Genomic DNA, 23,585 nt, shown 5'->3' with positions numbered 1-23,585 from the left:
GAAAAAATTAAAAAAGGAGGGATTGTTAAATGAAAATTTATAATTCTTTAACTAGAAAAAAAGAAGAGTTTGTTCCACTTCAAGAAGGAAAGGTTAGTATGTATGTTTGTGGACCAACAGTTTATAACTATTTTCATATAGGAAATGGTAGAACATTTATTGTCTTTGACACTATAAGAAGATATATGGAATACAGGGGTTATGAAGTTAACTTTGTTCAAAATTTTACTGATATAGATGACAAAATGATAAAGAGAGCCAATGAAGAAAATACTAATATAAAGGAAATTGGTGATAAATATATTAGCGAATATTACAAAGATGCTGATGGACTTAATATTAAAAGAGCAACAACTAATCCAAGAGCAACAGAATATATTAATGAAATAATAGATTTCGTTTCAGGATTAATAGAAAAAGGGTTTGCATATGAAGTAAATGGAGATGTTTATTTTAGAACTAAAAAGTTTGATGGCTATGGTCAACTTATTGGTCAGAATTTAGATGATTTACAAGCAGGGGCTAGAATAAATGTAGATGAAAGAAAAGAAGATCCAATGGATTTTGCAATTTGGAAGGCACAAAAACCAGGAGAACCTGCTTGGGATTGTCCTTGGGGAAAGGGAAGACCAGGATGGCATATTGAATGTTCTTGCATGGCTAAAAACTTACTTGGAGATACAATAGATATACATGCAGGTGGTATGGATTTAGCATTCCCTCATCATGAAAATGAGATAGCTCAAAGTGAAGCTTTAACTGGGAAAAAATTTGCGAATTATTGGATGCATGCTGCTTTTTTAAATGTCAATAATCAAAAAATGTCTAAGTCTTTAAATAATTTTTTAACTGCAAGAGAAGCATTAAAGGAGTATGATGCTGATGTAATAAGATTTTTAATGTTATCAGGACATTATAGAATTCAATTAAACTTTAGTAAAGATTTATTAGATTCTGCTAAAGCATCTATAGAAAGATTATATAATGCTATAGGTAATTTAGAAAACTTAATATCAGAAGTTAAAGTTGAAAAAATGACAGAAGAAGAAATGAAATATTTAGAGTCTTTAGATGTTTATAGACAAAGATATATTGAAAAGATGGATGATGATTTTAATACAGCAGATGCTATTTCTGTTTTATTTGATTTAATAAGAGATATTAATAGTAATATTGGAGTTAATTCATCTAAGGAGCTATGTAAGAAAGCTTTAGAATTAATTAGAGAATTAGGTTTACCATTAGGTATCTTACAAAAAACAACTAAAGGAGACCTAGAAGCAGAAGTAGAAGCTTTAATAGCTGAAAGACAACAAGCAAGGAAAGATAAAAATTTTGCTTTAGCTGATAAAATAAGAGATGCTTTAAAAGCTAAAGGTATAGAACTTTTAGATACTCCACAAGGTGTTAGATGGAAAAAGATAGACTAATATAAATGACAAGTTATAGACTGCAAATATAAATTAGTTTTATTAAAATTTAAGATAAATAAATTAACTAACTTTAGTTTAATTTATTTATCTTAATCTATTATTTGCTTTTATAAGCTTGTCATTAATCTAATATATGATACTTTAAATATAATATTTATATTAAGGCTACTATATTAATGAATATACTTTTTATATTAATGGTTTATAAATATTAAGGAGATAATATATGTTTAAAGATTTAAGGATAAGAGAATTTACGGAAAAAGAAGCAAGACTTTTAAATCCATTGCAATTAGCGTTAATAGGTGATGGAGTTTATGAGCTTTTTATAAGAAATACTATATTATCAAATAATCTTGAGTTAAGTGCCCATAAAATACATGTTAAGGCTATAGGATATGTAAAAGCTAAAAGTCAATCAATCATAATGCATGAAATTGAAGATAAATTAACAGAAAATGAAAGTTACATATTTAAAAGAGGAAGAAATGCTAAGTCAGCAACTGTTCCTAAAAATGCCGATGTAAGAGATTATAGAATGGCTACAGGATTTGAAGCTCTAATTGGATATTTATATTTAATTGGAGATACTGAAAGATTAAAGTTTATATTTAATACGGCAATATCAATTGATTTAAAGCAAAAATAAAGGAGATTATTTTTATGACAAAAAGAGAAAATCCAAGAAGAAGAGAAAAAGAATTTAATAAATTTCAAGAAAAAAATAATAGAAGTTTTAGAAAAAAAGATGATAATCAAATGTTTAAAAAAGAAGGAAGAACATTATCAGCTAAAGAAACTGATATTGATGCAGTAAGAGAAGATTTAATATTAGGTAGAAATGCTGTTATTGAAGCATTAAAAAGTGATAGAACTATTGAATGCTTATATGTAAGCAAAGGAGATTTAGAAGGATCTATAAAAGTAGCTTTAGGTTTAGCAAAAGATAAAGGAGTAGTTGTAAAGGAAGCAGACAGAAGAAAGCTTGATGTTATGTGTGAAGGTTTAAATCATCAAGGTATAGTTGCTAAGGTTACACCTTTTAAATATTGTGAAGTAAGCGATATATTAGAAGTTGCTGAAAGAAAGAATGAAAGACCATTTATAGTGATATTAGATGAAATAGAAGATCCTCATAATTTAGGTTCTATAATAAGAACTGCTGAGCTTTGTGGAGTTCATGGAATTATTATACCTAAGAGAAGAAATGTAGGAGTAACATCTACTGTGTATAAATGTTCAGCTGGAGCAATAGAACATATGAAAATTGCTAAAGTTACTAATATAAATGCAACAATAGATATATTAAAAGAAAAAGGAATATGGATTTATGGGGCAGATATAGAAGGTAAAGATTTTAGTTATAATACAGATTTCTCTGGTGCGTGTGCTTTAATAATAGGAAGTGAAGGAAAAGGAATATCTAGCTTAACTCTTAAAAAATGCGATTTATTAGTTAAAATTCCTATGATAGGTAAAATTAACTCTTTAAATGCTTCAGTAGCAGGTGGTATAATGATGTATGAGGTATTAAAAGGTAGATTAACTAAATAATTTAATACTAACAGAGGTTAGAAGTGAAATTTATTTTTATAGATGGATATAATGTAATAAATAGTTGGAGTATTTTAAAAAAAGAAAAAGAAACAAGTTTAGATAGCTCAAGACAGAAGCTTATTGATATTTTACATAATTATGGTGCTATTCATCAATGTAAAATAATGCTTGTATTCGATGGATATAGAGTAGCTGGAAATTTAGAAAATAAATATGAACACAATAAAAATCTTACAGTAGTTTTTACTAAAAGTGGAGAAACAGCTGATGCTTATATTGAAAGAGAAATACATAATATAGGAAGACGTTTTGAAGTTTCGGTAGTTACTTCTGATTCCTTAGAGCAACAAACTATATTTCAAAGAGGTGCAACTAGAATTTCAAGTGTAGAATTCTATAATATGGTATTTGATACATCAGAAGATATAAAAAGATCCACAATTAAAGTAGATCAATTACAAAAAAGCACGGTACAAGATAATATTAATGAAGATATATTAAAAAAACTAGAGGCTATGAGACGTGGGTAAATATTAGGGATTAGAAAATGGAGGGGGATTTGTGAATAACAAAGATTATTTAAAAGAAATAGCAATAGAATTTAAAGACAAATTAGAAGAAGATATAGTTATAGAAGCTAAAAATGGAAATGTAAGGGCACAGGAATATGTTATTTCTAAATATGAAGGCTTTGTGAAAGCAAAATCTAAATCATATTTTCTTATAGGAGCTGACAAAGAAGATATTTATCAAGAAGGAATGATAGGTCTTTATAAAGCAATTAGAGATTTTAATTATGAAAAATCAACAACGTTTAGGGCATTTGCAGAGTTATGTATAACAAGACAAATCATAACTGCAATAAAAACTGCAACAAGACAAAAACACATACCATTAAACACTTATATTTCTCTTAATAAACCTGTATCAGAAGATGATTCGGAAAGAACACTTTTGGATATACTGTCTAGTATGAAGATTAGTGATCCTGAAGAGCTTATTATAAGTAAAGAAGAAAAGAAACAAATAGAAGAAGCTATTGCAAGAGTTCTTTCTGATTTAGAGATGGAAGTACTGCAATCTTATTTAGATGGTAAGTCATATCAAGAAATTGCTTGTGATTTAGATAGGCATGCAAAATCCATAGATAATGCACTTCAAAGAGTCAAAAGAAAACTTGAAAAGTGTATTTCTGACACTAAACAATAATAGTAAAATAATATTGACAAAAAAAACAAATGATAGTAAACTTTATAATTGGTATATTAAAGTGAACATCACTTTAATGCTCATGTAGCTCAGTCGGTAGAGTGTCGCCTTGGTAAGGCGGAGGTCGTCGGTTCAATCCCGATCATGAGCTCCATGAAGAGTTTAAATTAGTATGCAAACGCTAGGCAAAGTTTATTTAAAACAAGGAGGAAATTCAAAATGGCAAAGCAAAAGTTCGAAAGAAGTAAACCACACGTAAATATCGGAACAATCGGTCACGTAGACCACGGTAAGACAACATTAACAGCAGCAATCACAACAGTATTAGCAAATAGAGGATTCGCAGAAGCGTTCAACTATGCTGATATAGATAGAGCACCAGAAGAAAAAGAAAGAGGAATCACAATCAACACAGCACACGTTGAATACGAAACAGAAAACAGACACTATGCACACGTTGACTGTCCAGGACACGCTGACTATGTTAAGAACATGATCACAGGGGCAGCACAAATGGATGGAGCAATATTAGTTTGTTCAGCAGCAGATGGTCCAATGCCACAAACAAGAGAACATATATTACTAGCATCAAGAGTTGGAGTTGACTATATCGTAGTATTCTTAAACAAAGCAGATATGGTAGACGATGAAGAATTATTAGAATTAGTTGAAATGGAAGTAAGAGAATTATTATCAGAATACAACTTCCCAGGAGATGATATTCCAGTAATAAAAGGATCAGCATTAAAAGCATTAGAAAACCCAACAGATCCAGAAGCAACAGCTTGCATAATGGAATTAATGGATGCAGTAGATAGCTATATCCCAACTCCAGAAAGAGCAACAGATAAGCCATTCTTAATGCCAATCGAAGACGTATTTACAATCACTGGTAGAGGAACAGTTGCAACAGGAAGAGTTGAAAGAGGTATCCTTCACGTATCAGACGAAGTAGAAATCGTAGGATTAACAGAAGAGAAGAGAAAAGTAGTAGTAACAGGAATAGAAATGTTCAGAAAGTTACTAGACGAAGCGCAAGCTGGAGATAACATAGGAGCGTTATTAAGAGGTGTTCAAAGAACAGAAATCGAAAGAGGTCAAGTTTTAGCAAAAGTAGGATCAGTAAATCCACACAGCAAGTTCGTAGGTCAAGTATACGTACTTAAGAAAGATGAAGGTGGAAGACATACACCATTCTTTGATGGATATAGACCACAATTCTACTTCAGAACAACAGACGTTACAGGATCAATCAAGTTACCAGAAGGAATGGAAATGGTTATGCCTGGAGACCACATCGATATGAATGTTGAGTTAATAACTCAAGTAGCAATGGATGAAGGATTAAGATTCGCTATCAGAGAAGGTGGAAGAACTGTAGGTTCAGGAGTTGTTACTTCTATAATCGAATAGTAGTAGTTTTAATTAACATATATAAGGACTGGGTTAGTTTACCTAGTCCTTTACAAAACTAATATTATTGACATAATATCGGTTTTATGGTAAGGTGTTTAAGTAATTAACGAAATAGATAACACAATATCATATAGACTTATATAATTATTTGGATAAACTGGAGGTGCAGACTGTGAGAGTTAAGGTAACATTAGCATGCACAGAGTGTAAGCAAAGAAATTACAACACAATGAAAAATAAGAAAAACAACCCAGACAGAATGGAAATGAATAAATACTGCAGATTCTGTAAAAAACACACACAACACAAAGAAACTAAATAGTTAACTTTAGGGTGATGACACATACTCACAATAGTTAAGGATGTGAAGTAATGGCTATTAAAGAAAATGTAAATATTAATACTAAGACTTCTGAAAAAAGAGGAATTTCTAAGTTTTTTAGAGAGCTTAAGGCAGAGGTTAAAAGGATAACTTGGCCTTCTAAAGATGACACAAAAAAAGCGTTAATTGCAGTAGGCGTAGTCGTGCTAATATATATTATATTAGTTGGCGGGTTAGATTATATTTTTACAAACCTCTTTAAATTAATCTTCAAACTATAATGAAGGAGGTTTAGATGAGATTTCTCATCTATAGTAAATATGAGTGAAAGAGCTAGATGGTATGTAGTACACACATATTCAGGTTATGAAAACAAGGTTAAAGCTAACCTTGAAAAAACTATAGAAAATAGAAATCTAGAGCATTTACTTCTTGATATTCAAGTTCCTATGGAAGAAGTTGTTGAAGAAAAAGATGGAAAGCAAAAGGTTTCTTTAAAGAAAAAGTTTCCGGGATATGTGTTAGTTAAAATGCTAATGACTGATGAGTCATGGTATGTGGTTAGAAATACAAGGGGTGTAACAGGATTTGTTGGCCCAGGTTCTAAACCAGTACCTCTTACTGAAGAAGAAGTAGAATCAATGGGTGTTGTTGAAATATCAGTTGATATCGACTTAGAGGTAGGAGAGAGTGTAAGAGTTATCTCAGGACCACTAAGAGAATTTGTGGCAATAATTCAAGAGATAAGTGTTGAAAAACACAAAATAAAAGCTTTAATAGATATGTTCGGCAGAGAAACATTAGCTGAACTAGATTTTAACCAAGTTGAGAAATTAGTTTAATATATTATATATAAAACTAATGTTTTTAATTAAGTGGGAGGACAAAAAGTCCGTATTACCACAGTATAGGAGGAATAGTAAATGGCTAAGAAAGTAACAGGAATGATTAAATTACAACTTCCTGCAGGTAAGGCAACACCAGCACCACCAGTAGGTCCAGCATTAGGACAACATGGTGTTAATATTATGGGATTCTGTAAGGAGTTTAACGCAAAGACTGCTAATCAAGCTGGATTAATAATACCAGTTGTTATAACAGTATATCAAGATAGATCTTTTAGTTTTATCTTAAAGACTCCTCCAGCTGCAGTTTTAATTAAGAAAGAATTAGGATTAGAAAGCGGATCAGGAGTTCCAAACAGAACAAAAGTTGGAACATTAACTAAGGATCAAGTAAGAAAGATCGCTGAATTAAAAATGCCAGACTTAAACGCTGCAACAATCGAAACTGCTATGAGCATGATCGAAGGTACTGCAAGAAGTATGGGTGTTACAATAGCAGAGTAATTCTGAGTTTTTAAAATGTGGGAGGTAAAAACCGCTAAAACCACGAAGGAGGCATAATAATGGGAAAGAAATATGTTGAAAGTTCAAAATTAGTAGATAAGAACGTTTTATATACACCAGCTGAAGCATTAGACTTAGCTGTAAAAACTGCAAAAGCTAAATTCGATGAAACAATCGAATTACACGTAAAATTAGGGGTAGACCCAAGACACGCTGACCAACAAGTTAGAGGAGCTGTTGTTCTTCCAAACGGAACTGGTAAAACTGTTAAAGTTTTAGTATTTGCTAAAGGTGCTAAAGCAACAGAAGCTCAAGAAGCTGGAGCAGATTTCGTTGGAGCTGAAGAATTAGTTCAAAAAATCCAAGGTGAAAACTGGTTCGATTATGATGTAGTAGTAGCTACTCCAGACATGATGGGGGTTGTTGGTAGATTAGGTAGAGTTTTAGGACCTAAGGGATTAATGCCAAACCCAAAATCAGGAACAGTTACATTTGATGTTGCTAAAGCTATAGCTGATATCAAAGCTGGTAAGGTTGAATATAGAGTTGATAAGACTGCTATCGTTCACTGCCCAATCGGAAAGGCTTCATTTGGAGTTGAAAAATTACAACAAAACTTCCATGCTTTAATGGAAGCTTTAGTAAAGGCTAAACCAGCTGCTGCTAAGGGACAATACGTTAAATCAGTATCAGTTTCAAGCACAATGGGACCAGGAGCTAAAGTTAACCCAACAAAAGTTTTAGATTAATATTGACATAGTGAAATTTACATAGTATAATAAATTTCGTTGTGAAAAAGAAAATACTGTTTCCGTAGACAGTAGGTGCCGTAAGGTTTAAAGTGATCGCCTGCCTAGGATAACTAGATAAGTGATTGTTTATTTGGTCTTCCTATGTCTATGGGAAGACCTTTCTTAATATATATTACAGTTAATAAACTGTGAGGAGGTGGACACACAGTGATAAAGAAGAACAGACAAATTAAAGAAGCTAAAGTAGCTGAAATTAAAGAAAAGTTAGAAAAAGCTCAAGGTGTTGCATTAGCTAGCTACCAAGGCTTAACAGTTGAAGAAGATACAATGTTAAGAAAGAGCTTAAGAGAAGCTGGTGTTGAATATAAAGTTTATAAGAACACATTAGTAACATTAGCTGCTAACGAATTAGGTTTAGGTGATTTAGTTCAATATTTAGAAGGACCAGTTTCTATAGCATTTGGATATGAAGATGCTACTGCTCCAGCTAGAGTATTAAATAACTTTGCTAAGGACCACAAGAAGTTAGAATTAAAAGCAGGTATTGTTGACGGTATTGTTTATGACAAGGCTGGAGTTGAAAAACTTGCAACAATCCCATCAAAAGAAGTTCTTATTGCAAAACTTCTTGGAAGCTTCAAGGCTCCATTATCAAACCTTGCATACTTATTAAATGCAATTAAAGAAAAAAAAGAATCAGAGTCAGCTGAATAATAAACTGATAAAATTTTTGGAGGTGCAATTAAAATGACAAGAGAAGAAATCATTCAAGCTATAAAAGAAATGACTGTTTTAGAATTAAACGAATTAGTAACTGCTTGCGAAGAGGAGTTTGGTGTTAGCGCTGCTGCTCCAGTTGCTGTTGCTGGTGGAGCTGTTGCAGGTGCTGCAGCTGAAGAAAAGACTGAGTTTGACGTAGTATTATCAAATGCTGGTGCAAACAAGATCAAAGTAATCAAAGTTGTTAGAGAAATAACTGGATTAGGATTAAAGGAAGCTAAAGAAATAGTTGACGGAGCTCCTAAGACATTAAAAGAAGCTGTTTCTAAAGAAGAAGCTGAAGACATGAAAGCTAAATTAGCTGAAGTTGGAGCTGAAGTAGAAGTTAAGTAATTTCTTAACTTAATATAAAAAGGTGCTTTATAGCACCTTTTTTATTGCCTAAATTATTTTATTAAAATTATTTTTAAATAAAATAACTTTAATAAAATGTAGTTAAAAGTCAAATATATAAAAGTATTGACAAAGAAAATTTGATATGGTACTATCATAAAATGTACTATTCATTATGGATAATTATATATTCTTGCGAAAATGAGTATAATCATTAAAAATATGGTTATACTATAACGTGATGCTCTCCGAAAGCATAGGTCCTTAGGGAAATTATGCTTTTGGTTATTTTACTTTAAACAAGGGGTGAAAATTCATGGTACATCCTGTCCAAGTCGGAAAAAGAACTAGAATGAGCTTTGCTAAGGTTAAAGATGTAACCGAAATGCCAAACTTAATCGAGGTACAATTAGATTCTTACGAGTGGTTTTTAAGAGAAGGATTGTTGGAAGTTTTTGATGATGTAAATCCTATTTCAAACTTTACTGGTAATCTTGTACTTGAGTTTGTAAACTATAAACTTGATATGAATAATATTAAGTATTCAGTGGAAGAGTGTAAAGAAAGAGATTGCACTTATGCGGCTCCACTAAAGGTGTCAGTAAGACTGACAAATAATGAAACTGGAGAAATAAAAGAGCAAGAAGTGTTTATGGGAGATTTCCCATTAATGACTGAGCAAGGAACTTTTATTATTAATGGTGCTGAAAGAGTTATAGTAAGCCAATTAGTAAGATCTCCTGGTGTTTATTATAGTAATACCGTTGATAAGAGTGGTAAAAAACTATTTTCATCAACTGTTATTCCTAACAGAGGTGCATGGTTAGAATATGAAACAGATTCTAATGATGTTATTTATGTTAGAATTGATAAAACTAGAAAATTACCTATCACAATTTTAGCTAGAGCTATGGGATATGGAAGTGACCAAGAGCTTTTAGACTATTTTGGTGAAGAAGAAAGATTTAAAGCAACAATAGAAAAAGATAATACTAAGACTAAGGAAGAAGCTTTACTTGAAATTTACAAGAGATTAAGACCAGGTGAGCCACCAACAGTAGATAGTGCTGTGTCTTTAATTGATTCTTTATTCTTTGATGCAAAAAGATATGATTTATCAAGAGTTGGTAGATATAAATTTAATAAAAAATTAGCTATTAATCTAAGATTAATAAACCAAATAGCGGCTACAGATATTATAAATCCTTCAACTGGAGAAATTATGGTTGAGCAAGGTGAAAAAATAAGTAGAGCTATGGCTGCTGACATCCAAAATGCAGGTATAAACTCAGTTGATATTTTAGTAGAAGATAAAGTATTAAGAGTAATAGGAAATCATTTTGTTGACTTAGAAAAGGTTGTACCTTTTGATGTTAGTGATTTAAACATAAGAGAGGCTGTTCATTATCCTACTTTAATGGAAATTTTAGATAACTATGATGATGAACAATCTATAAAAGAAGAAATTAAAAAGAACATAACTAGATTAATACCTAAGCATATTGTAAGAGATGATATATTTGCTACTATAAGTTATGAATTAGGATTAGCTTATGGAGTTGGATATACTGATGATATAGACCATTTAGGTAATAGAAGATTGAGATCTGTAGGTGAATTGCTACAAAACCAATTTAGAATTGGTTTATCAAGAATGGAGAGAGTAGTTAAAGAAAGAATGACTATTCAAGATCAGGAAGCAATTACTCCACAAATGTTAATAAACATTAGACCGGTAGCTGCGGCTATAAAGGAATTCTTTGGTAGTTCACAATTATCACAATTCATGGATCAAACAAATCCACTTTCAGAATTAACTCATAAGAGAAGATTATCTGCATTAGGACCAGGAGGACTTTCAAGAGAAAGAGCTGGATTCGAAGTAAGAGACGTTCACCATTCACATTACGGTAGAATGTGTCCTATAGAAACTCCAGAAGGACCTAATATAGGATTAATCAACTCATTAGCAACATATGCGAAAGTTAATGAATATGGGTTTATTGAAACTCCATATAGAATCGTTGATAAAGAAACTGGTAAGGTTACAGATGAAATAAGATATTTCACTGCTGATGAAGAAGATTTATATTTAATCGCACAAGCAAAAGAACCAATTGGTGAAGACGGAAGATTTGTTGATAGTAGAGTTACTGTTAGACATAAGCATGACATATTACAAGTTAATGCTAAAGATGTAGATTTAATAGACGTTTCACCAAGACAAATAGTTTCAGTTGCAACAGCAATGATACCTTTCCTTGAAAATGATGATGCATCTAGAGCACTTATGGGAGCAAACATGCAACGTCAAGCAGTTCCACTATTAAAGCCACAAGCACCTATAGTTGGTACAGGAATAGAATATAGAGCAGCTGCTGATTCAGGAGTTTTACCAAAGGCTAAAAACTCAGGTACAGTTATATATGTAAGTTCTTCAGAAATTAGAATTAAGAGAGATATTGATGGTGGAACGGATATATATAAACTACTTAAATTCAAAAGAAGTAACCCGGGTACTTGTATAAATCAAAGACCTTTAGTAGATAAAGGTGAAATTGTATTTAAGAATCAAGTTTTAGCTGATGGACCAGCAACTGACTTAGGAGAAATCGCATTAGGAAAGAATATAAGAATGGGATTCATTACTTGGGAAGGTTATAACTACGAGGATGCTATGCTTATCTCTGAAGAATTAGTAAGAGAAGACGTATTTACTTCTATTCATATTGAAGAGTATGAATGTGAAGCTAGAGATACAAAGCTAGGACCAGAAGAAATAACAAGAGATATTCCAAATGTAAGTGAAGACGCTCTTAAAGATATAGATGAAAGAGGAATAATCAGAATCGGTGCTGAAGTTAGATCAGGAGATGTTCTTGTTGGTAAAGTAACTCCTAAAGGAGAAACTGAATTAACTGCCGAAGAAAGATTATTAAGAGCTATATTCGGTGAAAAAGCAAGAGAAGTTAGAGATACTTCATTAAGAGTACCTCATGGAGAAGCAGGTATCATCGTTGATGTAAAAGTATTTACAAGAGAGAATGGTGATGATTTAAATCCAGGAGTTAATGAGCTTGTAAGATGTTATATAGCTCAAAAAAGAAAAATTTCTGTTGGAGATAAGATGGCAGGACGTCATGGTAACAAAGGGGTTATTTCTAGAGTTTTACCAGAAGAAGATATGCCATTCTTACCAGATGGTAGACCATTACAAATTTGTTTAAATCCACTAGGGGTTCCATCTCGTATGAATATTGGTCAGGTATTAGAAGTTCACTTAGGTTGGGCTGCAAGTGCATTAGGATGGCACATTGCTACACCTGTATTTGATGGCGCCACAGAAAAGAATATTGAAGATTGCTTGGAAAAAGCTGGATATAATGCGAATGGAAAGACTGTATTATACGATGGAAGAACTGGAGAACCATTTGATAATGAAGTTACAGTTGGTATAATGTACATCTTAAAACTTGCTCATTTAGTTGATGACAAAATTCATGCTAGATCAACAGGTCCATACTCACTAGTTACTCAACAACCACTTGGAGGTAAAGCTCAATTTGGTGGTCAAAGATTTGGAGAAATGGAAGTTTGGGCATTAGAAGCTTATGGTGCTGCACATACTCTACAAGAAATATTAACAGTTAAGTCAGATGATGTTGTAGGTAGAGTTAAAACATATGAAGCAATTGTTAAGGGTGAAAACATCCCTGAACCAGGAGTTCCTGAATCGTTTAAGGTTCTTATAAAAGAACTTCAAGCTTTATGTTTAGATGTTAAAGTATTAAATGAAGATAACGAAGAAGTTAAATTAAAAGAATTCTCAGATGATGATTCTGAAGAATTAGAAGTAAATATCGAAGGAACTGAAGAGGTTGTTCCAGAACAATTTGCAAGTGACGATAGTTACACAACTAATGATGAGGAAATTGATGAAGATATAGATTATGAATCATTTACTTTAGAAGGTTTCCATGAAGAAGAATTAGAATTAGATGATTTCGTTAATGACGAACACTAAAATTGAAGGGAGGATATACCCTTGTTTGAATTGAACAATTTTGATGCTATACAAATTGGTTTAGCTTCTCCAAGCCAAATTAGAGAATGGTCTAGAGGTGAAGTTAAAAAACCTGAAACAATTAATTATAGAACTTTAAAACCAGAAAGAGATGGTCTATTCTGTGAAAGAATATTTGGACCTATGAAAGACTGGGAATGTCATTGTGGTAAATACAAGAGAGTTAGATACAAAGGTATTGTTTGTGACAGATGTGGAGTTGAAGTTACAAAAGCTAAAGTAAGAAGAGAGAGAATGGGGCACATTGAACTGGCTGCCCCAGTATCTCACATTTGGTACTTTAAAGGAATTCCATCAAGAATGGGATTACTTTTAGATATGTCACCAAGAGCTTTAGAAAAAGTTCTTTATTTTGCTTCATATGTTGTTATAGATCCTAAGGAAACATCACTATTAAAGAAGCAGCTTTTAAGTGAAAAAGAATATAGAGAAGCCGTAGATAAATTTGGAGAAGAAAGCTTTATAGCAGGAATGGGTGCAGAAGCTGTTCAAGAAATTTTAGGTGAAATTGACTTAGAAGCAACTTCAAGAGATTTAAAAGAAGAATTAAAGACTAGTAGTGGTCAAAAGAAAGTCAGAATAATAAGAAGACTAGAAGTAGTTGAATCTTTTAGAAAATCAGGAAATGATCCAAGATGGATGGTTATAAATGTAATTCCTGTAATTCCACCAGACTTAAGACCTATGGTTCAATTAGATGGTGGAAGATTTGCAACTTCTGACTTAAATGATTTATATAGAAGAGTTATCAATAGAAATAATAGATTAAAGAAGCTTTTAGATTTAGGAGCTCCTGACATAATAGTTAGAAATGAAAAAAGAATGCTTCAAGAAGCAGTTGATGCTCTTATAGATAATGGTAGAAGAGGAAGACCAGTTACAGGACCAGGAAATAGACCTTTAAAATCATTATCAGATATGTTAAAAGGTAAACAAGGTAGATTTAGACAAAACTTACTTGGTAAGAGAGTTGACTACTCTGGTAGATCTGTTATCGTTGTTGGACCAGAGTTAAAGATGTACCAATGTGGTTTACCTAAAGAAATGGCTTTAGAATTATTTAAGCCTTTCGTAATGAAAAAATTAGTTGAAGATGGTGTTGCACATAATATAAAGAGTGCTAAGAGAATGGTTGAAAGAGTAAATGATCAAGTATGGGATATACTTGAAGAAGTTATTACTGACCATCCAGTTTTACTTAACAGAGCACCTACTCTACATAGACTAGGTATTCAAGCATTCCAACCAGTATTAGTTGAAGGTAGAGCAATAAAACTTCATCCATTAGTATGTACTGCCTATAATGCCGACTTCGATGGAGACCAAATGGCGGTTCACGTACCATTATCAGTTGAAGCTCAAGCAGAAGCAAGATTCTTAATGCTTGCAGCAGGTAATATAATGAAACCATCTGATGGTAAACCAGTTTGTGTTCCTACACAGGATATGGTTTTAGGTTCATATTACTTAACAATGGATAAAGAGGGTGCTAAGGGTGAAGGAATGTACTTTGCATCTGTTGATGAAGCTATAATGGCTTATAATGTTGGTGAAATAGCAGTTCATGCTTCTATCAATGTTAGAATGTTTAAAGAAGTTGACGGAGTTGTAAGACATGGTATAATCAAAACTACAGTAGGTAAGATTATATTTAATGAATCAATTCCTCAAGATTTAGGATATGTAGATAGAACAAATCCAGAAAAAGAATTTGATCTTGAAGTTGATTTCTTAATTACTAAGAAAACTTTAGGTAAATTAATAGATAAATGTTATATAAAACATGGACCTACTAATACATCAATAATGCTAGATAAAATCAAAGCATTAGGTTATCATTATTCATCAATTGGTGCGGTAACAGTTGCTGCATCAGATATGATAGTACCTGAAGCTAAGTATGATTTACTTAGAGAAGCTGAAGAAACAGTTGAAAAGGTAGAAAAGATGTATAAAAGAGGATTCATATCTGAAGATGAAAGATATGAAAAAGTTATTGAAAAATGGAGTAAGACAACAGAAGATGTTGCTAATGCGTTAATGGATAGCTTGGATAAATTTAATCCAATATTCATGATGGCTGATTCAGGAGCCAGAGGATCTAAGGCTCAAATTAAGCAATTAGCTGGTATGAGGGGACTTATGGCCGCTCCATCAGGTAAGATTATCGAATTACCAATCAAGGCTTCATTTAGAGAAGGTCTTGACGTATTAGAATACTTTATTTCAACGCATGGTGCTAGAAAGGGTAATGCCGATACAGCACTTAAAACTGCCGATTCAGGTTACTTAACAAGAAGACTTGTTGACGTATCACAAGATGTTATCGTAAGGGAAGAAGATTGTGGTACTGATAGAGGATTAATAGTTGCTGAAATTAAAGAAGGTAACGAAGTAATTGAAGGATTAGCAGAAAGACTATATGGTAGATATACAGCAGAAGATGTTATACATCCTGAAACTGGTGAAATACTATTAGGTAAAGATGAATATATAGAATCTCATATGGCTGATAGAATTACAGCTGCAGGTGTTAAAAAGGTTAAGATAAGATCTGTATTTACATGTAACTGTAAAGTAGGTGTTTGTGCTAAATGTTATGGTATGAACATGGCTACAGCTCAAAAGATTAATATAGGTGAAGCTGTTGGTATAATAGCGGCACAATCAATCGGAGAACCAGGTACTCAGCTTACAATGAGAACATTCCACACTGGTGGTGTTGCTACTGGTGCAGATATAACTCAAGGTCTTCCAAGAGTTGAAGAATTATTTGAAGCTAGAAAACCAAAAGGTCTTGCTATAGTTTCTGAAATTGCAGGTACTGTAAGAGTTGAAGAAACTAAAAAGAAAAAGACTGTATATGTAATGGCTGCTGATGGGGAAGAGCGTAGCTATGATATTCCGTTTGGTTCAAGATTAAGAGTATCTGATAATGACGTTATTGAAGCTGGAGATGAAATTACAGAAGGTTCAGTTAACCCTCATGATATTATGAATATCAAAGGTGTTGAAGGTGCTAGAAGATATCTACTTTCTGAAGTTCAAAAAGTTTATAGACTTCAAGGTGTTGATATTAATGATAAGCACTTAGAAGTAGTTGTTAGACAAATGACTAGAAAAGTAAAAGTTTCTGATTCAGGAGATACTGAATTATTACCAGGTACAATGATAGATATGTTTGACTTTGAAGAAGAAAATGCAAGAGTAAGAGAGTTCGGAGGAGAAGAAGCTAAGGGTGAAATGGCGTTATTAGGTATTACTAAAGCCGCTTTAGCAACTGATAGTTTCTTATCAGCAGCTTCATTCCAAGAAACCACAAGAGTTCTTACAGAAGCAGCTATTAAAGGAAAAATAGATCCATTAATTGGATTGAAAGAAAATGTTATTATTGGTAAGTTAATTCCAGCTGGAACAGGTATGATGAGATATAGATCTGTAAAGCTTGATGTACCAGGGGAAGAGACAGAAGAAGATAATATTGAGATTATAGAATAATACAGTGCAATTTTATTGACATGTGTATGCTTAAATGATAAAATACCAATTGTGTGATTTTGAAAGCTACACTACAGTATAATTGTCTACATGATTTATGGAGGCATTCTGTATAGCATGCCTCTATGATCTTTAATTGAGGAGGGGGATTTCATGTTAGACAGAATTGTAGTAAAAAAAGTAATTGGAATAAAACAATGTACTAAATTACTTAAAAGTGATGAAGGAAAAGTTTTATATGTAGCTAAAGATGCAAATGCTAAGTTGATTTCTCCAATAATTCAACTAGCAAAAGAGAAAAACATTAACATTGTAGAAATATCTACAATGAAAGAACTTGGGGAGATAAGTGGTATTGATGTTAAATCATCAACAGCATTGACCCTAGAATAATAAATTAGTGTTTATCTTATTTTATATAGATAAATAAATTTCAGGAGGTGAAGAAATGCCAACTATAAGCCAATTAGTAAGAAAAGGTAGAAAGACTGTTGTTAATAAATCAACAGCACCAGCACTAAATGAGTGTCCACAAAGAAGAGGAGTTTGTACAGTTGTTAAAACTACTACTCCAAAGAAGCCTAACTCAGCGTTAAGAAAAATTGCCAGAGTAAGACTTACAAATGGATTCGAAGTTACTGCTTACATCGGTGGTGTAGGTCACAACTTACAAGAGCACAGCGTTGTTCTTATAAGAGGTGGTAGAGTTAAGGACCTTCCTGGTGTTAGATACCATATCGTAAGAGGAGCACTAGACTGTGCTGGAGTAGCTAACAGAATGCAAGGAAGATCAAAATACGGTGCTAAGAGACCAAAGCAAAAATAGTTTTCTAAACTAAGACAGTGCTTATCTTCGGCATTTACATAGACTAGAAATTTTACATAAGTTTATATAGATGTAAGAAGCGAAGCACTTTACGGTAAGTAAACTTACCGAGTACCTATGAATTAAATTAAAAATTGTTAAGGAGGGAAGAAAAGTGCCAAGAAAAGGATTTATCGCAAAAAGAGATGTATTACCAGATCCAATGTACAACTCAAAGGTTGTTACTAAGTTAATAAACAACGTAATGGAAGATGGTAAAAAAGGAGTAGCACAAAAGATTTGCTACGAAGCGTTTGAAATTATGGCGCAAAAAACAGGCAAAGATGCTTTAGAAGTATTCGAAGAAGCTATGAACAATGTTATGCCTTTATTAGAAGTTAAAGCTAGAAGAATAGGTGGTGCTAACTACCAAGTTCCAATCGAAGTTAGACCTGAGAGAAGACAAACTTTAGGTATCAGATGGATTTTAGCTGCTGCTAGAAAAAGAGGCGAAAAAGTTATGGCTCAAAGATTAGCTGGAGAATTATTAGATGCAGCTAATAATACTGGAGCTGCTGTTAAGAAGAGAGAAGATACTCACAAGATGGCAGAAGCAAACAAAGCATTCGCTCACTACAGATACTAATACTACAAAAACTGTTTTGGCTTATGTCAGAACAGTTTTGTCGAATATAAAATTACTCATTGAGAGGAGGACATAAAATGGCTAGAAAATACCCATTAGATAAATTCCGTAACTTTGGAATAATGGCTCATATAGATGCTGGTAAAACTACAACTACTGAGCGTATATTATTCTATACTGGAAAAACTCACAAAATTGGTGAAACACATGAAGGTGCTTCACAAATGGACTGGATGGTTCAAGAACAAGAAAGAGGTATAACAATTACTTCTGCAGCAACAACTTGCTTCTGGGAAGGTCATGAATTAAACATAATTGATACTCCAGGACACGTAGATTTTACAGTTGAAGTTGAAAGATCATTAAGAGTTCTTGATGGAGCTGTTACAGTTCTTGACGCTAAGAGTGGGGTTGAACCACAAACTGAAACTGTTTGGAGACAGGCAGATAAATATGGCGTACCAAGAATGATATATGTAAATAAAATGGATGCTACAGGTGCTGACTTCTTCAGATGTATAAACACTGTAAGAGATAGATTAAAAGCAAATGCAGTTCCAATACAAATTCCAATAGGTGCAGAATCAGAATTCAAAGGTATGGTTGATTTAATATCTAATCATGCTATAGTTACTTATGATGATTTAGGTAAGGATGTAAGAATTGAAGAAATTCCTGCTGATTTAGCTGATCAAGCAGAAGAATACAGAATGGCTATGATAGAAGCTATTGCTGAAACTGATGAAACATTAATGGAAAAATATCTTGAAGGTGAAGAAATCACAGAAGAAGAAATACATGCAGCTTTAAGAAAAGCTACTATAGCTAATGAAATAGTTCCATGTATATGTGGATCTTCATACAAGAATAAAGGTGTTCAAGAAATGATTAACGGTGTTGTGGCTTATTTACCATCACCATTAGACATTCCTGCAATCCAAGGTCAAACTTTAGAAGGTGAAGAAGATTCAAGAGCAGCTTCAGATGCTGAGCCAATGTCAGCTTTAGCGTTCAAGATCGCTACTGACCCATTCGTTGGAAAACTTGCATTTACAAGAATATATTCTGGTGTTATGAATAGCGGTTCATATGTTCTTAACTCTACAAAGGGTAAGAAGGAAAGAATAGGAAGACTTGTTAAGATGCATGCTAATACAAGAGAAGAAGTTGAATCTTTAGAAGCAGGTGAATTAGGAGCAGTTATCGGATTAAAGAACACTACAACAGGTGATACTTTATGTGATGAAAGCGCACCAATTATACTTGAATCAATGGAATTCCCGGAACCAGTTATATCTGTAGCTATCGAGCCAAAGACAAAAGCTGGTCAAGAAAAGATGGGATTAGCTTTAGCTAAATTAGCTGAAGAAGATCCAACTTTCAAAACTTGGACTGATCAAGAAACAGGTCAAACAATCATCGCTGGTATGGGTGAATTACACTTAGATATCATTGTTGATAGATTACAAAGAGAATTCAAAGTTGAATGTAACGTTGGAGCTCCTCAAGTTGCTTATAAAGAAACTATCAGATCTGCTGTTAAAGCAGAAGCTAAGTATGCTAAGCAATCAGGTGGTAAGGGTCAATACGGTCATGCTGTAATTGAAATGGAACCAACTGAAGGAGAATACAGCTTTGAAAATGCTATCGTTGGAGGAGCTGTTCCAAAAGAATACATTCCTGCAATCGATGCTGGTATTCAAGAAGCTGCTAAGAACGGTATTATAGCTGGATATGAAGTTATTAACTTCAAAGTTAAGTTAGTACACGGTTCTTACCACGAAGTCGATTCATCAGAAATGGCATTTAAAATTGCTGGTTCTATGGCATTTAAGAATGCTATGCAAAAAGCAAGCCCAGTATTACTTGAACCAATGATGAAGGTTGAAGTAACTGTACCAGAAGAGTACATGGGAGATGTTATTGGTGATATCAACTCAAGAAGAGGTAGAATGGAAGGAATGGAAGCAGTTAACGGAGCTCAAGTTATAAGAGCGTACGTACCACTAGCTGAAATGTTTGGATATGCTACAGCTTTAAGATCTAGATCTCAAGGTAGAGGTAACTACTCAATGGTATTTGATCATTATGAAGAAGTACCAAAGAGCATTCAAGAAGAAGTTGCTGGAAAAAGAGCTAAATAATTTATAATTTTGTAATAATTTTTTGTAATGTTATCCATAATATAATTATGGTAACATTACAGAAATTAATATATATTAATTTAAAAATAATTTTAATTTATAATAAAAAACAAATTAAGAGTTTTTAAAAGTTTAAAACTAAAATAAATTTGTTTCCATAAAGGAGGAAATTCAAAATGGCAAAGCAAAAGTTCGAAAGAAGTAAACCACACGTAAATATCGGAACAATCGGTCACGTAGACCACGGTAAGACAACATTAACAGCAGCAATCACAACAGTATTAGCAAATAGAGGATTCGCAGAAGCGTTCAACTATGCTGATATAGATAGAGCACCAGAAGAAAAAGAAAGAGGAATCACAATCAACACAGCACACGTTGAATACGAAACAGAAAACAGACACTATGCACACGTTGACTGTCCAGGACACGCTGACTATGTTAAGAACATGATCACAGGGGCAGCACAAATGGATGGAGCAATATTAGTTTGTTCAGCAGCAGATGGTCCAATGCCACAAACAAGAGAACATATATTACTAGCATCAAGAGTTGGAGTTGACTATATCGTAGTATTCTTAAACAAAGCAGATATGGTAGACGATGAAGAATTATTAGAATTAGTTGAAATGGAAGTAAGAGAATTATTATCAGAATACAACTTCCCAGGAGATGATATTCCAGTAATAAAAGGATCAGCATTAAAAGCATTAGAAAACCCAACAGATCCAGAAGCAACAGCTTGCATAATGGAATTAATGGATGCAGTAGATAGCTATATCCCAACTCCAGAAAGAGCAACAGATAAGCCATTCTTAATGCCAATCGAAGACGTATTTACAATCACTGGTAGAGGAACAGTTGCAACAGGAAGAGTTGAAAGAGGTATCCTTCACGTATCAGACGAAGTAGAAATCGTAGGATTAACAGAAGAGAAGAGAAAAGTAGTAGTAACAGGAATAGAAATGTTCAGAAAGTTACTAGACGAAGCGCAAGCTGGAGATAACATAGGAGCGTTATTAAGAGGTGTTCAAAGAACAGAAATCGAAAGAGGTCAAGTTTTAGCAAAAGTAGGATCAGTAAATCCACACAGCAAGTTCGTAGGTCAAGTATACGTACTTAAGAAAGATGAAGGTGGAAGACATACACCATTCTTTGATGGATATAGACCACAATTCTACTTCAGAACAACAGACGTTACAGGATCAATCAAGTTACCAGAAGGAATGGAAATGGTTATGCCTGGAGACCACATCGATATGAATGTTGAGTTAATAACTCAAGTAGCAATGGATGAAGGATTAAGATTCGCTATCAGAGAAGGTGGAAGAACTGTAGGTTCAGGAGTTGTTACTTCTATAATCGAATAGTTTAAAACTTTTTATATAAATTTAAATTAATTAAAAATTGTGATCACGAAAGAAAGAGTAAGGGGACGCCCTTACTCTTTCTTTTTTATCTATTTTTATTAGATATTAAAATATAAAGTAGGTTACTTTAAATATATAAGTAATATAAACAATATTCTTAGAATATATTTTAATTTTTAATTATTAATATAGATAAAATAACAAATGACTTTTTATAAAGAGTTTGTAAAAAATTAATAAAAATTAAAGTTATAATAAATAGAAGTTTTTATTTATATATATAAATTTAGCATTAACTTGTTTCTCTAATGAAAATTAATTATTAAGTAAAACAAAAACAATCATTTAACTTTTTAAAAATATGACAATACTATTAATATTTAATTAGTTTTATAATTACTTTAAGTAAAAATATAAATAAATGATTAAAATTTATATAAAAGTGTTTATTTTAGAATAAACTGTATATCTATATATAATATAAGGTAAGAGAAACTAAAATTTCATTAAATATACTATTGAAAAAAACTTAAATTCGATATAAAATTAAAACAGTTGAACGACAAAATTATTTCTAAAAACTTAAAAAATTTTTTTTAAAAATTGTTAAAAAAAGATAAAAAAAAAGTCTTGATAAAGATTTATAAAGATAGTATAATGAAGAAGTTGTGTAGCATAACGTGATGAATCAAGAGGTTGCCGGACTTCCGGGTTATTCTTGAGGAGCAAGTCAGGATCTAGAATCCGACGGCAGGAATAGTAATTCATGTTCTTGGAAAGGAAACACCAGGAACAGTTTACATAACTATTGCTGTTGTGCGTTAGAAGTAAAGCGTACATGAAAAGGAGGGAAACCAGAATGTCAAAACAAAAAATAAGAATCAGATTAAAGGCTTTTGATCACACTATATTAGATCAATCTGCTGAAAAAATCGTTGAAACAGCTAAATCAACAGGAGCTAAGGTTGCAGGTCCAGTACCACTACCTACTGAAAAAGATGTTGTTACTATATTAAGAGCTGTTCATAAATATAAAGATTCAAGAGAACAATTCGAAATCAGAACACACAAGAGATTAATCGATATCGTTAATCCATCACCAAAAACTGTTGATGCATTAATGAGATTAAACTTACCAGCAGGTGTAGATATCGAAATAAAGCTATAATAGCTTAACTATTAAATAAACAGTTTGAACGGTTATGATTGCATGAAGCAATCCGCTAATACGTTTAGGAGGTGTAAATACATGAAAAAAGCTATAATCGGTAAGAAAATAGGGATGACTCAAATTTTCGATGAAAATGGAAAAGTAGTTCCTGTAACTGTAGTAGAAGCTGGACCATGTGTTGTTGTTCAAAAGAAGACTATCGAAAAGGATGGTTATGAAGCAATACAAGTTGGTTTCGGTGAAATAAGAGAAAAATTAGTTAATAAGCCAAGAAAAGGACACTTTGCTAAGGCTGGAGTATCTTTAAGAAGAACATTAAAAGAGTTCAGATTAGAAGATTGCAGCGCTTATGAAGTAGGTCAAGAAATCAAAGCTGATTTATTTGTAGCTGGAGATAAAATTGACGTTTCAGGAGTTTCTAAAGGTAAGGGATTCCAAGGGGTTATTAAGAGATGGAATGCAAACAGAGGACCAATGTCACACGGTTCTAAGTTCCACAGAGCAGTAGGTTCAATGGGGGCTTCTTCTGATCCATCAAGAACATTTAAGAATAAGAACATGCCAGGACACATGGGTGCTGTTAATACTACAGTATTAAACTTAGAAGTTGTTAAAGTAATAGCTGAAAAGAACTTAATATTAGTTAAGGGTGGTATCCCAGGTGCTAACAAGAGCACAGTTGTAATAAGAAATGCTGTTAAAGCTTAATTTCTTTA

Annotated in this window: 22 protein-coding genes, 1 tRNA gene and 1 other annotated feature; all 23 genes read left to right on the top strand. The window is 32.7% G+C overall.

Annotation, left to right across the window (positions count from 1 at the left end; all coding sequences use genetic code 11):
* The first annotated feature begins 29 nt into the window (after positions 1-29).
* The 23 genes from cysS (at position 30) to rplC (ending at position 23,577) form a co-directional block, all read left to right on the top strand.
* A complete protein-coding gene (cysS, locus tag QZ321_RS09060) occupies positions 30-1,430 on the top strand; it encodes a cysteine--tRNA ligase (protein WP_291748366.1) in 1,401 nt (466 codons plus the stop codon).
* Positions 1,431-1,659: 229 nt separating this feature from the next.
* Positions 1,660-2,082: a ribonuclease III domain-containing protein gene (locus QZ321_RS09055; RefSeq protein WP_291743046.1), complete on the top strand. Its 423-nt coding sequence runs from the start codon at positions 1,660-1,662 to the stop codon at positions 2,080-2,082.
* A gap of 110 nt (positions 2,083-2,192) precedes the next feature.
* A complete protein-coding gene (gene rlmB / locus QZ321_RS09050; RefSeq protein ID WP_291748482.1) occupies positions 2,193-2,987 on the top strand; it encodes a 23S rRNA (guanosine(2251)-2'-O)-methyltransferase RlmB in 795 nt (264 codons plus the stop codon).
* Positions 2,988-3,010: 23 nt separating this feature from the next.
* The gene (locus QZ321_RS09045; RefSeq protein ID WP_291743043.1) at positions 3,011-3,520 is read left to right on the top strand and encodes an NYN domain-containing protein; all 510 of its coding nucleotides are present in this window, start codon (positions 3,011-3,013) and stop codon (positions 3,518-3,520) included.
* Between the two features lie 31 nt (positions 3,521-3,551).
* Positions 3,552-4,199: an RNA polymerase sporulation sigma factor SigH gene (gene sigH, locus QZ321_RS09040; protein ID WP_291743041.1), complete on the top strand. Its 648-nt coding sequence runs from the start codon at positions 3,552-3,554 to the stop codon at positions 4,197-4,199.
* Positions 4,200-4,277: 78 nt separating this feature from the next.
* Positions 4,278-4,353, top strand: a tRNA-Thr gene (locus QZ321_RS09035).
* A 65-nt stretch (positions 4,354-4,418) separates the two neighbouring features.
* On the top strand, positions 4,419-5,612 hold the full coding sequence (gene tuf / locus QZ321_RS09030) for an elongation factor Tu (protein WP_294196647.1): 1,194 nt from the start codon (positions 4,419-4,421) through the stop codon (positions 5,610-5,612).
* Between the two features lie 175 nt (positions 5,613-5,787).
* A complete protein-coding gene (gene rpmG, locus QZ321_RS09025; RefSeq protein WP_042402281.1) occupies positions 5,788-5,937 on the top strand; it encodes a 50S ribosomal protein L33 in 150 nt (49 codons plus the stop codon).
* 50 nt (positions 5,938-5,987) lie between these two features.
* Positions 5,988-6,218: a preprotein translocase subunit SecE gene (gene secE, locus QZ321_RS09020; protein WP_294196661.1), complete on the top strand. Its 231-nt coding sequence runs from the start codon at positions 5,988-5,990 to the stop codon at positions 6,216-6,218.
* A gap of 39 nt (positions 6,219-6,257) precedes the next feature.
* The gene (nusG, locus tag QZ321_RS09015) at positions 6,258-6,779 is read left to right on the top strand and encodes a transcription termination/antitermination protein NusG (protein ID WP_294196660.1); all 522 of its coding nucleotides are present in this window, start codon (positions 6,258-6,260) and stop codon (positions 6,777-6,779) included.
* A gap of 81 nt (positions 6,780-6,860) precedes the next feature.
* Complete coding sequence (rplK, locus tag QZ321_RS09010; RefSeq protein WP_042402288.1) at positions 6,861-7,286, top strand: 50S ribosomal protein L11; 426 nt, start codon at positions 6,861-6,863, stop codon at positions 7,284-7,286.
* Positions 7,287-7,345: 59 nt separating this feature from the next.
* Entirely contained in the window at positions 7,346-8,035 is a 690-nt protein-coding gene (rplA, locus tag QZ321_RS09005; RefSeq protein ID WP_294196658.1) for a 50S ribosomal protein L1, read from the top strand.
* A gap of 44 nt (positions 8,036-8,079) precedes the next feature.
* Positions 8,080-8,211: a sequence feature (ribosomal protein L10 leader region), on the top strand.
* 37 nt (positions 8,212-8,248) lie between these two features.
* Positions 8,249-8,752 (top strand): 50S ribosomal protein L10, encoded by a 504-nt coding sequence (gene rplJ / locus QZ321_RS09000; RefSeq protein WP_133017086.1) that lies wholly within the window; start codon positions 8,249-8,251, stop codon positions 8,750-8,752.
* Positions 8,753-8,785: 33 nt separating this feature from the next.
* Positions 8,786-9,151 (top strand): 50S ribosomal protein L7/L12, encoded by a 366-nt coding sequence (rplL, locus tag QZ321_RS08995; protein WP_042402292.1) that lies wholly within the window; start codon positions 8,786-8,788, stop codon positions 9,149-9,151.
* A 316-nt stretch (positions 9,152-9,467) separates the two neighbouring features.
* Positions 9,468-13,175 (top strand): DNA-directed RNA polymerase subunit beta, encoded by a 3,708-nt coding sequence (gene rpoB / locus QZ321_RS08990; protein WP_294196655.1) that lies wholly within the window; start codon positions 9,468-9,470, stop codon positions 13,173-13,175.
* 21 nt (positions 13,176-13,196) lie between these two features.
* Entirely contained in the window at positions 13,197-16,733 is a 3,537-nt protein-coding gene (gene rpoC, locus QZ321_RS08985) for a DNA-directed RNA polymerase subunit beta' (RefSeq protein WP_294196653.1), read from the top strand.
* 153 nt (positions 16,734-16,886) lie between these two features.
* Positions 16,887-17,126 (top strand): ribosomal L7Ae/L30e/S12e/Gadd45 family protein, encoded by a 240-nt coding sequence (locus QZ321_RS08980; RefSeq protein WP_294196651.1) that lies wholly within the window; start codon positions 16,887-16,889, stop codon positions 17,124-17,126.
* Between the two features lie 55 nt (positions 17,127-17,181).
* Positions 17,182-17,559, top strand: coding sequence for a 30S ribosomal protein S12 (rpsL, locus tag QZ321_RS08975; RefSeq protein WP_133016968.1), 378 nt, complete (start codon positions 17,182-17,184; stop codon positions 17,557-17,559).
* Positions 17,560-17,713: 154 nt separating this feature from the next.
* Positions 17,714-18,184, top strand: a complete 471-nt coding sequence (gene rpsG, locus QZ321_RS08970; RefSeq protein ID WP_005212828.1) for a 30S ribosomal protein S7 — start codon at positions 17,714-17,716, stop codon at positions 18,182-18,184.
* Between the two features lie 77 nt (positions 18,185-18,261).
* A complete protein-coding gene (fusA, locus tag QZ321_RS08965) occupies positions 18,262-20,328 on the top strand; it encodes an elongation factor G (protein ID WP_294196649.1) in 2,067 nt (688 codons plus the stop codon).
* Positions 20,329-20,504: 176 nt separating this feature from the next.
* Complete coding sequence (tuf, locus tag QZ321_RS08960) at positions 20,505-21,698, top strand: elongation factor Tu (RefSeq protein ID WP_294196647.1); 1,194 nt, start codon at positions 20,505-20,507, stop codon at positions 21,696-21,698.
* An 859-nt stretch (positions 21,699-22,557) separates the two neighbouring features.
* Positions 22,558-22,866 (top strand): 30S ribosomal protein S10, encoded by a 309-nt coding sequence (gene rpsJ / locus QZ321_RS08955; RefSeq protein WP_021876938.1) that lies wholly within the window; start codon positions 22,558-22,560, stop codon positions 22,864-22,866.
* An 81-nt stretch (positions 22,867-22,947) separates the two neighbouring features.
* Complete coding sequence (gene rplC / locus QZ321_RS08950; RefSeq protein ID WP_291748372.1) at positions 22,948-23,577, top strand: 50S ribosomal protein L3; 630 nt, start codon at positions 22,948-22,950, stop codon at positions 23,575-23,577.
* Positions 23,578-23,585: the final 8 nt, after the last annotated feature.

Source organism: uncultured Clostridium sp. (genome assembly GCF_910588715.1).
In the GTDB taxonomy this organism is placed as follows: Bacteria; Bacillota; Clostridia; order Clostridiales; family Clostridiaceae; genus Clostridium.
This window is presented reverse-complemented; position numbering and strand designations above follow the sequence as displayed.

Bases quoted from the DNA above. Each gene is read 5' to 3' on its own strand.
- QZ321_RS08980 (WP_294196651.1), top strand. From the start codon at position 16,887: ATGTTAGACAGAATTGTAGTAAAAAAAGTAATTGGAATAAAACAATGT.
- rplA (WP_294196658.1), top strand. From the start codon at position 7,346: ATGGGAAAGAAATATGTTGAAAGTTCAAAATTAGTAGATAAGAACGTT.
- rpsL (WP_133016968.1), top strand. From the start codon at position 17,182: ATGCCAACTATAAGCCAATTAGTAAGAAAAGGTAGAAAGACTGTTGTT.
- rlmB (WP_291748482.1), top strand. From the start codon at position 2,193: ATGTTTAAAAAAGAAGGAAGAACATTATCAGCTAAAGAAACTGATATT.
- rplL (WP_042402292.1), top strand. From the start codon at position 8,786: ATGACAAGAGAAGAAATCATTCAAGCTATAAAAGAAATGACTGTTTTA.
- rpoB (WP_294196655.1), top strand. From the start codon at position 9,468: ATGGTACATCCTGTCCAAGTCGGAAAAAGAACTAGAATGAGCTTTGCT.
- tuf (WP_294196647.1), top strand. From the start codon at position 20,505: ATGGCAAAGCAAAAGTTCGAAAGAAGTAAACCACACGTAAATATCGGA.
- QZ321_RS09055 (WP_291743046.1), top strand. From the start codon at position 1,660: ATGTTTAAAGATTTAAGGATAAGAGAATTTACGGAAAAAGAAGCAAGA.
- rpsJ (WP_021876938.1), top strand. From the start codon at position 22,558: ATGTCAAAACAAAAAATAAGAATCAGATTAAAGGCTTTTGATCACACT.
- fusA (WP_294196649.1), top strand. From the start codon at position 18,262: ATGGCTAGAAAATACCCATTAGATAAATTCCGTAACTTTGGAATAATG.
- nusG (WP_294196660.1), top strand. From the start codon at position 6,258: ATGAGTGAAAGAGCTAGATGGTATGTAGTACACACATATTCAGGTTAT.
- rplC (WP_291748372.1), top strand. From the start codon at position 22,948: ATGAAAAAAGCTATAATCGGTAAGAAAATAGGGATGACTCAAATTTTC.
- rplK (WP_042402288.1), top strand. From the start codon at position 6,861: ATGGCTAAGAAAGTAACAGGAATGATTAAATTACAACTTCCTGCAGGT.
- cysS (WP_291748366.1), top strand. From the start codon at position 30: ATGAAAATTTATAATTCTTTAACTAGAAAAAAAGAAGAGTTTGTTCCA.
- secE (WP_294196661.1), top strand. From the start codon at position 5,988: ATGGCTATTAAAGAAAATGTAAATATTAATACTAAGACTTCTGAAAAA.
- tuf (WP_294196647.1), top strand. From the start codon at position 4,419: ATGGCAAAGCAAAAGTTCGAAAGAAGTAAACCACACGTAAATATCGGA.